The organism is Pseudomonas sp. GW821-FHT09C09, assembly GCF_059418105.1.
On record NZ_JBWKPF010000009.1, the window covers coordinates 70,257 to 81,510 of the forward strand.

The 11,254-nt window shown below is 60.0% G+C and carries 14 protein-coding genes; 11 read left to right on the forward strand and 3 right to left on the reverse strand.

Translation table 11 applies throughout. The annotated features are described in order from the left end of the window. Positions 1-52 precede the first annotated feature (52 nt). From AC07NR_RS25020 to AC07NR_RS25055, 8 genes are all read left to right on the forward strand, one after another. The gene (locus tag AC07NR_RS25020) at positions 53-889 is read left to right on the forward strand and encodes a substrate-binding periplasmic protein (RefSeq protein ID WP_495079698.1); all 837 of its coding nucleotides are present in this window, start codon (positions 53-55) and stop codon (positions 887-889) included. A 9-nt stretch (positions 890-898) separates the two neighbouring features. Continuing rightward, complete coding sequence (locus AC07NR_RS25025; protein ID WP_096820990.1) at positions 899-1,255, forward strand: DUF4398 domain-containing protein; 357 nt, start codon at positions 899-901, stop codon at positions 1,253-1,255. Continuing rightward, on the forward strand, positions 1,252-2,064 hold the full coding sequence (locus AC07NR_RS25030) for an OmpA family protein (protein WP_085710901.1): 813 nt from the start codon (positions 1,252-1,254) through the stop codon (positions 2,062-2,064). Before AC07NR_RS25025 ends, AC07NR_RS25030 begins: the two co-directional genes overlap by 4 nt. Positions 2,065-2,264: 200 nt before the next feature. Further along, the gene (locus AC07NR_RS25035) at positions 2,265-3,704 is read left to right on the forward strand and encodes an aminotransferase-like domain-containing protein (RefSeq protein ID WP_003226969.1); all 1,440 of its coding nucleotides are present in this window, start codon (positions 2,265-2,267) and stop codon (positions 3,702-3,704) included. Between the two features lie 78 nt (positions 3,705-3,782). Then, on the forward strand, positions 3,783-4,262 hold the full coding sequence (locus AC07NR_RS25040; protein ID WP_248740144.1) for a translation initiation factor 2: 480 nt from the start codon (positions 3,783-3,785) through the stop codon (positions 4,260-4,262). A gap of 166 nt (positions 4,263-4,428) precedes the next feature. After that, positions 4,429-4,683: a YkgJ family cysteine cluster protein gene (locus tag AC07NR_RS25045; RefSeq protein WP_085710899.1), complete on the forward strand. Its 255-nt coding sequence runs from the start codon at positions 4,429-4,431 to the stop codon at positions 4,681-4,683. 41 nt (positions 4,684-4,724) lie between these two features. After that, positions 4,725-5,330, forward strand: coding sequence for an START domain-containing protein (locus AC07NR_RS25050; RefSeq protein ID WP_085710898.1), 606 nt, complete (start codon positions 4,725-4,727; stop codon positions 5,328-5,330). 313 nt (positions 5,331-5,643) lie between these two features. After that, positions 5,644-7,737, forward strand: a complete 2,094-nt coding sequence (locus tag AC07NR_RS25055; RefSeq protein ID WP_085710897.1) for an LTA synthase family protein — start codon at positions 5,644-5,646, stop codon at positions 7,735-7,737. Between the two features lie 60 nt (positions 7,738-7,797). Here AC07NR_RS25055 and AC07NR_RS25060 read toward each other — a convergent pair whose 3' ends face one another. Then, positions 7,798-7,956 carry a DUF3309 family protein gene (locus tag AC07NR_RS25060; protein WP_169432680.1) on the reverse strand — a complete coding sequence of 53 codons (159 nt, stop codon included), beginning with the start codon at positions 7,954-7,956 and terminating at the stop codon, positions 7,798-7,800. A 256-nt stretch (positions 7,957-8,212) separates the two neighbouring features. Between AC07NR_RS25060 and AC07NR_RS25065 the strand changes: the two genes are divergently transcribed. From AC07NR_RS25065 to csrA, 3 genes are all read left to right on the forward strand, one after another. Further along, positions 8,213-9,028 (forward strand): SDR family oxidoreductase, encoded by an 816-nt coding sequence (locus AC07NR_RS25065; RefSeq protein ID WP_438299367.1) that lies wholly within the window; start codon positions 8,213-8,215, stop codon positions 9,026-9,028. 63 nt (positions 9,029-9,091) lie between these two features. After that, positions 9,092-9,424 carry a YnfA family protein gene (locus AC07NR_RS25070; protein ID WP_085710895.1) on the forward strand — a complete coding sequence of 111 codons (333 nt, stop codon included), beginning with the start codon at positions 9,092-9,094 and terminating at the stop codon, positions 9,422-9,424. 136 nt (positions 9,425-9,560) lie between these two features. Beyond that, positions 9,561-9,746 carry a carbon storage regulator CsrA gene (csrA, locus tag AC07NR_RS25075; protein WP_248740146.1) on the forward strand — a complete coding sequence of 62 codons (186 nt, stop codon included), beginning with the start codon at positions 9,561-9,563 and terminating at the stop codon, positions 9,744-9,746. Positions 9,747-9,751: 5 nt separating this feature from the next. Here csrA and AC07NR_RS25080 read toward each other — a convergent pair whose 3' ends face one another. Continuing rightward, complete coding sequence (locus tag AC07NR_RS25080) at positions 9,752-9,979, reverse strand: YheU family protein (RefSeq protein ID WP_003236706.1); 228 nt, start codon at positions 9,977-9,979, stop codon at positions 9,752-9,754. 59 nt (positions 9,980-10,038) lie between these two features. Next, positions 10,039-11,229 (reverse strand): osmoprotectant NAGGN system M42 family peptidase, encoded by a 1,191-nt coding sequence (locus tag AC07NR_RS25085; protein WP_495079699.1) that lies wholly within the window; start codon positions 11,227-11,229, stop codon positions 10,039-10,041. Between the last annotated feature and the right edge of the window lie 25 nt (positions 11,230-11,254).

The following is an 11,254-nucleotide window of genomic DNA, read 5'->3' on the forward strand; positions in this document are numbered from 1 at the left end:
GCCTGTTGGTCGGGCTTTTTTTTGTCTCGGATTTGAGTGGGAGCGTTTCGCCATGGATCTGCATCGCCGGTTGGGCTTCTCGTTATTGTTGTGTTCCAGCCTGCTGCCGGGGTTGTCCGTGGCCGCGGGCAAATGCGAGCGACTGGTCGTTACCGGCAGCCCGGATGCACCGCCGTATCTCTGGCAGGATCCGCAGAATCCCAAACAGTTGATCGGTGCCAGTGCCGACCTGTTGCAGCAAGTGGCGAAAGATCTGGGCATCAAGGTCGAACTGCTGTATGCCGGCAAGCGCTCGCAGGCCCTCGACGAAGTGCGCAGCGGGCGCATGGACATGCTGGCCGACGCGCCGCTGGCCTTCAACGAGCTGGAAAACCTCGACTACATTCATCCGCCGCTGCTGGAAAACGACTATCTGGTCTGGACCCGCAAGGGCTCGACCCTGGTCTACACCGAAGCCAAAGACCTGCACGGGCATACCGGCGGCTTGTCGGAAAAGTCTCGAATGACCCCGGCATTCGGCACTTTCGCCGAGCAGCAATTGACCCTGACCCGTACGGCAAACCTGACCCAGGCGTTTCAGAAACTTCTGCTGGGCGAGGTGGAATATGTACTCGCCGGCCGCTATTCGGGGATGGCGGCCGCGCAGGCACTGGGTATGGCCAATGATCTGCTGGCCTTCGAGCAACCGATTGACCGGCCCGGTCTGTTCCTTGCGCTTTCCCACAACTCGGCCTGCAACGATCCGTGGTTGCGCGGACAGCTGGCCAAAAAGATGACAGAATTGCCCGCGTCCGGCCTGACGGAAGCCGCGCTGCAACGCAACATCGAGCGCTGGAAGGCGCAGCAGCAACAGCCGCCACAACAACCTGTCAGCGCCCCAAAACAGTAGGGATTCTTAGTGAGTAATCGAGTTCTTTTCACGGCCCTGGCCGTTCTGGCCCTGGCCGGTTGCGCCAGCGATCCGGCACCCAATGAACAAATGCGTTTGACCGAGCAGGCGCTCGAGCAGGCCAAGGCTGTCGGCGCCACCGCCGACGAAGTGCCGGAAATGAAACTGGCAGAAGACAAGTTCAACCGGGCCAAGGGCAGCATGGCCGGCGAATCCTTCAAGAACGCGCGGATGCGTGCCGAACAGGCTGAGCTGGATGCACGTCTGGCCGAAGCCAAGGTGCTGACCCAGAAGAGCGAAGAGCAACTGAACGTGCTCAACACCCGCATCGTCCGCCTGCGCAAGCAACTGGGGGATGCCCAATGAAGCTGACTTCAAAAGCCTTCGGCACTCTGATCCTCGTGGGTTGCGCCAGCCTTTACGGTTGCGCCGGTCAACACAGCGAAACTGCCTTGCAGGAAGCCAGCGCTGACTTCCAGAAGGTCAAGGAAGATTCCAATGTGCTGCGTATCGCGCCGAAAGACGTGATCCGTGCCGGTGAATCCCTGGCCCGTGCCGATCGCCTGTCCACTTATTGGGGCAGTGGCTCGGACGTGGCGCATTACTCCTATCTGAGCCAGCGCTACAGCCAGATCGCCCGCGAGCACACCAATCTGGTGCTCAACGAAGAGCGTGCGGCGAAGCTGGAGCTTGAGCGTCAACGCCTGCAACTGGCACTGCGCGAGTCCAAACTGTTGAGCGTGCAGCAGCAGGGCAAATGGCTGGAAGAGCAGATTGTCGCACTGGCCACCACCCAGACTGACCGTGGCCTGGTGATGACCCTCGGTGACGTACTGTTCGACACCGGCGAAGCCGAGCTGAAGAATTCGGCCAATCGCGTGGTCCTGAAGATCGTGCAGTTCCTGCAGCTCAATCCGAAGCGCGTGGTGCGCATCGAGGGCTATACCGACAGCACTGGCGGCAAGCAGGAAAACCTCAAGCTGTCTCGTGATCGTGCGCAGTCGGTAGCTGATGTGTTGACCGACCTGGGCATCGACGAAAAACGCATTCAGGTCGAAGGCTACGGTGATGAATACCCGGTGGACGCCAACGCTTCCGAGCGTGGGCGAGCGCAGAACCGTCGGGTGGAAATTGTGTTCTCCGACGAAAAAGGCCAGCTCGGCGCCGCCCGCTGAGGGTGGCGTTACTGGAAAGCCCGGGCTGTCATGCAGCGCCGGGCTTTTTTACGTCTGTCGATTACCTCACAAAGCAGTACAGATTTATCCGACACTGGACTGTATGGTTGACTAATATGGCAACTGTCCCAGTACACTTCAGAACTGTTCCGGTATTGTTCACACAAAAATAAAACGCCCGTGATATCGAGTGCTGCGTCATGACCAATCTCTTGCTCTACCAACGTATTGCTCAACAACTGGCCGAAGACATCCGCCGTGGCGTCTATCAACCGGGCGAGCGCGTGCCTTCGGTGCGCAAGATGAGTTCGCAGCTCAACGTCAGCCATGCCACGGTGTTGCAGGCTTACGCCAACCTCGAGGATCAGGGGCTGATCCGTGCACGGCCGCAATCCGGTTACTACGTACACCAGACGCCGGCCCTGACTGCACCGACCCCGGACATTGCCCGGGTCGAACGACCTGGCCTGGTCACCCGCGCCAGCATTATTCAGCAAGTATTGGTCGAGTCGCGCCGCGAAGGCGTGTTCCCGCTGGGTGCAGCCGTACCGAGCGTCGATTACTTGCCGGTGCGCGCGCTGCATCAGCAATTGGCCAAGGTCACCCGATTCCATAGCCCCCGCGCTTTCAGCTACATGTTCAGTCCGGGCTTCGAACCGTTGCGCCGACAAGTGGCGATCCGTATGCGCGACGCCGGTGTGGTGGTCGATCCGTCGGAAGTGGTGATCACCCACGGTTGTGTCGATGCCTTGCAGATGTCGTTGCGGGTGCTGACCCGTCCGGGCGATCTGATCGCCGCCGAATCACCGACCTATTACGGACTGCTGCAACTGGCCGACCTGCTGGGCCTGAAAGTCATCGAAATCCCCAGCGACCCGGCCACCGGCATGAGCCTCGAAGCCCTGCAACTGGCGGCCAACCAATGGTCGATCAAAGCCCTGGTGCTGACGACCCGGCTGAGCAATCCGCTGGGTGGCACCATGCCCGAAGAGCGGCAAAAACAATTGCTGCGTCTGGCATCGGACTTCGATATCCAGATCGTCGAAGACGACATCTATGGCGAACTGATGTTCGAGCAAGGCCGCACCAAGGCCCTCAAGGCCTACGACCGGCTGGATCGGGTCATTTACTGTTCGAGTTTCTCCAAGACCCTGTCGCCGGGTGTGCGCGTGGGCTGGATGATTGCCGGCAAGTATCAGCAGGAAATCCAGCGTCTGCAGACCTTCACCACGCATTCGGCTTGCAGCGTCACGCAAATGGCGATCGCCGCCTATCTGGAAAATGGCGGTTATGACCGGCATTTACGGTACATCCGCCAGGAATACCGAAAAAACCTCAGCGCGTTCCAGCTGGCGGTGCAGCAGTACTTCCCTGAAGGCACGCAGATGACCCGGCCTACGGGCGGTTTCATTCTCTGGGTGAGCCTGCCGGGGCGGGTCAATACCCAGGAATTGCATGTCCGCGCGTTACAGCAAGGCATCAGCATCGCGCCCGGGTTGATCTTCAGTAATACCGAGCAGTTCAACCACTGTATCCGCCTGAATTGCGGGACGCCGTGGAATCGTGAGGCGGAGCGGGCGTTGATGACTTTGGGATTACTGGCGACTCAACTGTGTCAGGAAACGGCCGGCGGTTTCTGAACAGACTGTGTCGCGCGCTTGTCATGCGGCGTTCAACAGGCGAGCATATGGCCCTCTGCCGTTAGCGTTGTAGGTTCCATGAAAGCGACTTTTCCTGCTGCCTGGGTTTTGCTTTGTCTGTTGATGATCGGTCACGCGCCAGCTGTCATGGCCGCTGCCGTTTCGGAAAAACCGACAGCAGCCTCCACGGTGAAAAAGCCGGTGGCCAGCAAGAAAGCCGTTCCCGCGAAAGACAAGCAACAGAAGAAAGCCGCCCCGGCAAAGAAACGTGCGCCGATCGCCTCAAAGTCGAAATCGGCCCGTGAAGTGGCCAAGACGCCGCTACCCCCGGCCAAGCTCGACTTGAGCCTGCCCAGGGATATGGTTCAGCAGCTGAAACCGGTTGGCGCCGTGCCATTGCCCAAGCGCGAGGCGATCCTGCCGCAGATGTTCGGCGAGAAGAACAGCGGCTTCCAGCTCAACGGTCGTCTGCTGAGCAACGAAATGCAGTTGCAGCTGCGTAACGAAGAACGCCGTGAAGTCGAAGGCGCGGCGCTGGATTTCGAATTCAAGCAGTAAATTCAATCGATTCGTGACCCGCAGACCAGACGCTTTGTCGGAGACTGGTCAGTCACTTTCGTTTCTGCGTAAAAACCCGGGTTCAGGGAATTTAAAACAGCCGTTTTAGCGGTTACCCTGTTCCGCGTCCCTTTAATACATTGCCCGTCGCGAGGAACTCGTCGTCATGAAATGCCGTGAAGGCTGTGGCGCCTGTTGCATTGCCCCCTCCATCAGCTCGCCGATTCCAGGCATGCCCGATGGCAAACCTGCCGGCGAACGTTGCGTTCAGCTCTCGGTCGAAAACCTGTGCAGCATTTTCGGCCGGCCGGAACGCCCGGCCGTCTGTTCAGGGTTCAGCGCCGATGTCGAAGTCTGCGGAAGCAGTCAGGAAGAGGCAATCAGACTGCTCGGCTGGTGGGAGCAGATGACGGCGGCGTGATGTGTCAAACGTACGGAACTTCAACAATAAGGAATAAGACTATGGGTTCGCTGCATCGTATCGCTGTGTTGTGTGGTTTGACTGCCGTGCTGGCCACTTCGGCTGCCCAGGCTGAAGACTGGAAAGTGGCCAAGAACGAAGACGGCATCAAGGTCTCCCTGAGCGAAGTGCCGGGTTCGGACTACAAGTCTTATCAGGGCGTGACCTTGATGAAGACGACCGTCGCCAAACTGCGCGCACTGCAGGAAGACGTTTCCGGTGCCTGTGCCTGGATTCACGAGTGCAAGACCCAGAAACTGCTCAAGCACGAAGGTGACCAGAGCTGGACCTACACCCAATTCAACACGCCATGGCCGGTAACCCCGCGCGACTCGATCCTGCACGTCACCACCGTTGAAGGCGCCGATGGCAGCCTGACCCGCAATCTGGAAGGCGTGCCGAAGTACCTGCCGGAAGAAAAAGGCTTTGTGCGTGTCGCGCAGGTCAAAGGCTTCTGGAAGTTCGTGCCAAAAGGCGATCAGGTTGAAGTGACCTATCAGGTCCACACCGAGCCGGGTGGCAGCGTGCCGTCGATGATTGCCAACAAGTTCGTGGTCGACGCACCGTTCAATACCCTGAAAGCCCTGAAAGAACGCGCCGAGAAGTAAGTATCGCGTGCTCTGCAAACGCCCCGATGAACTCGGGGCGTTTTGTTTTGTAGCGATATTGTGTTTCCGGATATGCGTTGCACGAAATTTTCACAAACGCTTCAAGACAATTCGCCCGCGCAATTTGAATCTGTCCGGGTATGCCGTGCCTTTAATGAAAGAGTCCGGCTGCGGGGCAGTAATCAATGGCAATGCCGCCGGTGATCGTGCAACATTTGCGCACCGCGCAAGCCCCGGGGCCTGGAATGGCCAACAGAGGGCAGGGTGCAGCTGTATTTTTGCAACTTCAACTTCCAATGGGTCCTAAAACGACATGGCAAACCCGGACGCCCTGAATCAGCAGCGATCTTCCAGTCGCCTGCTGCAACCGACCGTCAAATCGCATCTGGCCTACACGCTCTTGTGCGCGCTGGTCATGATGGTGATGTTTTCCGTGCTGCGCCTCGCGCTGCTGGTCTACAACCGCGAGATGATCCTCGACACCCCGGCCTCGACGTTCCTCGAAGCCTTCGCCAACGGCCTGCGCTTCGACTTGCGCCTGGTGGTCTACCTCTGCGTTCCGATGGTCCTGGCGCTGTTCAGTGCCCGGGCCATGGCCGCGCGCGGGTTCTTCCGCCTGTGGCTGACCGTGACCTCCAGCATCGCGCTGTTCCTCGGCCTGATGGAGATGGACTTCTACCGCGAGTTCCACCAGCGCCTCAACGGCCTGGTGTTCCAGTACGTGAAGGAAGACCCGAAAACCGTGATGAGCATGCTCTGGTACGGTTTCCCGGTGGTGCGCTACCTGCTGGCCTGGGCCGTGGGCACGGTGATCCTGACGCTGGCGTTCAAGGGCGCCGACCGCCTGACCCGTCCGCGTGGCCCGTTCAGCGGCGGCAACGTCGGCACCCGTCAGGTGGCGCCATGGTATGCGCGTCTGGCGGTGTTCGTGGTGTGCCTGCTGATCTGTGTGGTCGCCGTGCGTGGCACCCTGCGTCAAGGCCCGCCACTGCGCTGGGGTGACGTTTACACCACCGAATCGAACTTCGCCAACCAGCTCGGCCTCAATGGCACCCTGTCGCTGATCGCGGCAGCCAAGGACCGCATGGGCGAAGACCGCAACAACATCTGGAAGGCCACGCTGCCGCAGGATCAGGCGCAGAAGGTCGTGCGCGACATGCTGGTGATGCCGGACGACAAACTGGTGGATGCCGACATCGCCGCCGTGCGTCGTGACTACACGCCGCCAGCCGACAAGACCCTGCCGATCAAGAACGTCGTCGTGATCCTCATGGAAAGCATGGCCGGTCACTCGGTGGGCGCCCTGGGCGCGCCGGGCAACATCACGCCGTACCTCGACAAACTGTCGAAGGAAGGCCTGCTGTTCGACCGCTTCTTCTCCAACGGTACCCACACCCACCAGGGCATGTTCGCCACCATGGCGTGCTTCCCGAACCTGCCGGGTTTCGAATACCTGATGCAGACCCCGGAAGGCAGCCACAAACTGTCCGGCCTGCCGCAGTTGCTCAGCGCGCGCAAGTATGACGACGTCTACGTCTACAACGGTGACTTCGCCTGGGACAACCAGTCCGGTTTCTTCAGCAACCAGGGCATGACCAACTTCGTTGGCCGCAATGACTTCGTCAACCCGGTGTTCTCCGATCCGACCTGGGGCGTGTCCGACCAGGACATGTTCGACCGCGGTCTGGTGGAACTGAAGGCACGGGAAAACGGCAAGCCGTTCTACGCGCTGCTGCAAACCCTGTCCAACCACACGCCTTACGCCTTGCCGACGCCATTGCCGGTCGAACGCGTGACCGACCGTGGCACGCTCAACGAGCACCTGACCGCCATGCGTTACGCAGACTGGGCACTGGGCCAGTTCTTCGAGAAGGCCCGCAAGGAGCCTTACTTCAAGGAAACCCTGTTCGTCATCGTCGGCGACCACGGTTTCGGCAACGAGCGTCAGATCACCGAAATGGACCTGGGCCGCTTCAACGTACCGATGCTGATGATTGCACCGGGCATCCAGGAAAAATTCGGTACCCGTGACCACACCGTGGGCACGCAGATCGACATCGTGCCGACCATCATGGGTCGTCTGGGTGGCGAAGTGCGTCATCAGTGCTGGGGGCGTGACCTGCTGAACCTGCCGGCAGGCGACACCGGTTTCGGTGTGATCAAGCCATCGGGCAGCGAGCAGACCACTGCCATCGTGACCGCTGACCAGATCCTGGTACTGCCGAAAGAGAAGGAAATGGCGCCGAAGATCTACCAGTACCAACTGGGCGCGAATCCTTCGGCTGAAATCATTCCGGATGCACCGCGCACCGCCGAGCTGAAACTCAAGCTCGAAGCGTTCCTGCAGACGGCTACCAAGAGCCTGCTCGACAACACCGCCGGTGTGATTAACGGCAAGCCGGACTGATCCTTCCGCGCAATAAAAAAGAGGCCCTTTTCAGGGCCTCTTTTTTTGTCGGTCAAAAGGTCATATCCGACCGAGCAACAGCAGCACCAACAGTACAACCAGCACTACGCCGATAATGCCCGAAGGACCGTAACCCCAACTTCTGGAGTGCGGGAAGACCGGCAGACCACCGATCAGCAACAGGATCAGGATAATGATAAGAATTGTGCCCATGTCGATTTCCTTGTTGATAGTGTCTGAGGAGTCTCGTTGTTCAAGGGCGGCTGGAAGTTGAACTAAATCCAGACGGCTTACAAATTCCGACTGACGCGCGTGAAAGAAAATTCAATGTTTTTTTAACGTATTTGGTTCACGGTCTTATTTCGTTCGATGCCACGGTTTGCTCTTGCCATTCAGCAATCTGATGGAGCGTGGGTCGCTCTGGATCCTTCGCTACACTCCGCGCATCTTCCCCGGAACAACAAGGCTGTCTGTTATGCAAAATCGCATGATGATCACTGGCGCGGGCTCCGGCCTGGGTCGCGAAATCGCGCTGCGCTGGGCGCGTGAAGGCTGGCAACTGGCCTTGTCGGACGTCAGTGAGCCGGGCCTGCAGGAGACGCTCAAACTGGTTCGCGAGGCCGGTGGCGACGGCTTTATCCAGCGCTGCGACGTGCGGGATTACAGCCAGCTCACCGCATTCGCCCAGGCCTGCGAAGTGAAGTTCGGTGGTATCGATATCATCGTCAACAACGCCGGTGTGGCCTCCGGCGGATTCTTCAGCGAACTGTCCCTGGAAGACTGGGACTGGCAGATCGCGATCAACCTGATGGGCGTGGTCAAAGGCTGCAAGGCGTTCCTGCCACTGCTGGAACAGAGTAAGGGCAAGATCATCAACATCGCTTCGATGGCGGCACTGATGCAAGGCCCGGCGATGAGCAACTACAACGTGGCCAAGGCCGGTGTGGTGGCGTTGTCCGAGAGCCTGTTGATCGAGCTGGCCCAACAGGAAGTCGGCGTCCATGTGGTTTGCCCGTCGTTCTTCCAGACCAATCTGCTGGACTCGTTCCGTGGCCCGACGCCGGCCATGAAAGCCCAGGTCGGCAAGTTGCTGGAAAGTTCGCCGATCACCGCCGCCGATATCGCCGACTACATCTACCAGCAGGTCGCCGCCGGCGAGTTCATGATCCTGCCCCACGAACAGGGCCGCATGGCCTGGGCGATCAAGCAGAAGAACCCGCAGCTGCTGTACAGCGAAATGACCGCGATGGCCGAAAAGATGCGCGCCAAGGCCAAACAGAACAACGGCTGAACTTGCGCAGCTAAAGCCCCGTCGTTAGGGTGACCGCCACAGTCACCCTGACGAGTCATCTGCATGCTCAACTACTTGTGGTTTTTCCTCGCCGCGCTGTTCGAAATCGCCGGCTGCTTCGCTTTCTGGATGTGGTTGCGCCAGGGCAAAAGTGCCTTGTGGGTGATCCCGGCGCTGCTCAGCCTGACCCTGTTTGCGCTGCTGTTGACGCGTGTTGAAGCGACCTACGCCGGTCGTGCCTACGCCGCTTACGGCGGCATCTACATCATTGCCTCGATTGGCTGGCTGGCCGTGGTCGAGCGCATCCGTCCGCTGGGCTCGGACTGGATCGGTGTCGCCTTGTGCGTGATCGGGGCCAGCGTGATTCTGTTCGGGCCACGGTTTTCGGCGACTTGAAACACCGGTTTGACGGAAACGTCTGAAGGCTGATGCGCCATGGCCTGTAGGGTTTGACTGATTTGCCCGCAGCGCATTGTAGGGCGCTCGAAAGCCGCGCATCTTCAAGGCTCGAAAACCTTGAAGGACAACCCCCATGCTTGTACTCAGCCGTGTTGTCGGTGAACTGATTTCCATCGGCGACAACATCACTCTGCGCGTTCTGGCGGTCAATGGCTCCAGCGTGCGATTCGGCGTCGAGGCGCCAAAGCAGGTCAACGTGCACCGTGCCGAAGTCTACGAGCGGATCCAGCAGAAGCAGGCCAGCGGCAAGGGCCGCTGACCGTTTCAGTCGAACAGGTGCTTGGGCACGTCGTGCTTGAGCATCAACTGGCATTGCTCGCTGTCCGGATCGAAGACGATCAGCGCCTGGCCTTTGGTCAGGGCCTGACGAACCCGCAACACGCGGGTTTCCAGCGGGGTGTCGTCACCGTTGTCGGTGCCGTCGCGGGTGACGAAATCCTCGATCAGGCGGGTCAGGGTGTCGACTTCGAGCGCGTCGTAGGGAATCAGCATGGGCACCTCGGCTAAATCAATGTCGGGATGCTACGGCGAATGATCGCCGAGGGCCAGACTCAACTGTCCGAGCGTTGCCCCACCAGGCTGTCCACGGACGGCACCCGGGTGTCGCTTTCCATTTGTGTCTCGTGTTCGATCTGGTGACTGAAGCGATCCAGTGACGCGTTGGCCGGTTGCGCATCGCTGGCGAACACCGGCGGACTCAGGATGTAAGCGCCCAACAGACGACTGAGTGCGGCCAGACTGTCGATGTGCGTGCGTTCGTAGCCGTGGGTCGCATCGCAGCCGAAGGCGAGCAGGGCGGTGCGAATGTCGTGGCCGGCGGTGACGGCCGAATGAGCATCGCTGAAGTAATAGCGGAACAGGTCGCGACGCACCGGCAACTCGTTTTCACCAGCCAGACGCAGCAGATGCCGCGACAAGTGATAGTCGTAAGGCCCGCCGGAATCCTGCATCGCCACGCTCACCGCGTGCTCGCTGGAGTGCTGGCCGGGCGCGACCGGCGCAATGTCGATTCCGACGAATTCGCTGACGTCCCACGGCAAGGCCGCCGCCGCGCCGCTGCCGGTTTCCTCGGTGATGGTGAACAGCGGATGGCAGTCGATCATCAACTCCTGACCGCTGTCGACGATGGCCTTCAGCGCTGCCAGCAGTGCCGCGACCCCGGCCTTGTCGTCCAGATGACGGGCGCTGATATGGCCGCTTTCGGTGAATTCCGGCAGCGGATCGAACGCCACCACATCACCCACGCTGATACCCAGCGAGTCGCAATCGGCGCGGGTCGCGCAGTAGGCGTCCAGACGCAGTTCGACGTGATCCCAACTGATCGGCATCTCGTCCACGGCGGTGTTGAAGGCGTGCCCGGACGCCATCAGCGGCAACACGCTGCCACGGATCACGCCGTTGTCGGTGAACAGGCTGACGCGGCTGCCTTCGGCGAAACGGCTCGACCAGCAACCGACCGGCGCCAGGGTCAGGCGCCCGTTGTCCTTCACCGCGCGCACGGCGGCACCGATGGTGTCCAGGTGCGCCGATACGGCGCGGTCGGGGCTATTTTTCTTGCCCTTGAGGGTGGCGCGGATCGTGCCGCGTCGGGTCATTTCGAAGGGAATGCCGAGTTCTTCCAGACGCTCGGCAACGTAACGCACGATGGTGTCGGTGAAGCCGGTGGGGCTGGGAATGGCGAGCATTTCCAGCAGGACTTTTTGCAGGTAGCTCAGATCCGGTTCGGGAATTTGGGTGGTCATGGAAACTCCTGTTGCGGAGCGCCAT

What these genes read in the sequence shown, in the direction of transcription:
- AC07NR_RS25080 (WP_003236706.1), bottom strand. Translation starts at nt 9,979, where the DNA reads ATGCTGATTCCCTACGACGCGCTCGAAGTCGACACCCTGACCCGCCTG.
- AC07NR_RS25035 (WP_003226969.1), top strand. Translation starts at nt 2,265, where the DNA reads ATGACCAATCTCTTGCTCTACCAACGTATTGCTCAACAACTGGCCGAA.
- AC07NR_RS25020 (WP_495079698.1), top strand. Translation starts at nt 53, where the DNA reads ATGGATCTGCATCGCCGGTTGGGCTTCTCGTTATTGTTGTGTTCCAGC.
- AC07NR_RS25065 (WP_438299367.1), top strand. Translation starts at nt 8,213, where the DNA reads ATGCAAAATCGCATGATGATCACTGGCGCGGGCTCCGGCCTGGGTCGC.
- AC07NR_RS25070 (WP_085710895.1), top strand. Translation starts at nt 9,092, where the DNA reads ATGCTCAACTACTTGTGGTTTTTCCTCGCCGCGCTGTTCGAAATCGCC.
- AC07NR_RS25050 (WP_085710898.1), top strand. Translation starts at nt 4,725, where the DNA reads ATGGGTTCGCTGCATCGTATCGCTGTGTTGTGTGGTTTGACTGCCGTG.
- AC07NR_RS25045 (WP_085710899.1), top strand. Translation starts at nt 4,429, where the DNA reads ATGAAATGCCGTGAAGGCTGTGGCGCCTGTTGCATTGCCCCCTCCATC.
- csrA (WP_248740146.1), top strand. Translation starts at nt 9,561, where the DNA reads ATGCTTGTACTCAGCCGTGTTGTCGGTGAACTGATTTCCATCGGCGAC.
- AC07NR_RS25040 (WP_248740144.1), top strand. Translation starts at nt 3,783, where the DNA reads ATGAAAGCGACTTTTCCTGCTGCCTGGGTTTTGCTTTGTCTGTTGATG.
- AC07NR_RS25055 (WP_085710897.1), top strand. Translation starts at nt 5,644, where the DNA reads ATGGCAAACCCGGACGCCCTGAATCAGCAGCGATCTTCCAGTCGCCTG.
- AC07NR_RS25030 (WP_085710901.1), top strand. Translation starts at nt 1,252, where the DNA reads ATGAAGCTGACTTCAAAAGCCTTCGGCACTCTGATCCTCGTGGGTTGC.
- AC07NR_RS25085 (WP_495079699.1), bottom strand. Translation starts at nt 11,229, where the DNA reads ATGACCACCCAAATTCCCGAACCGGATCTGAGCTACCTGCAAAAAGTC.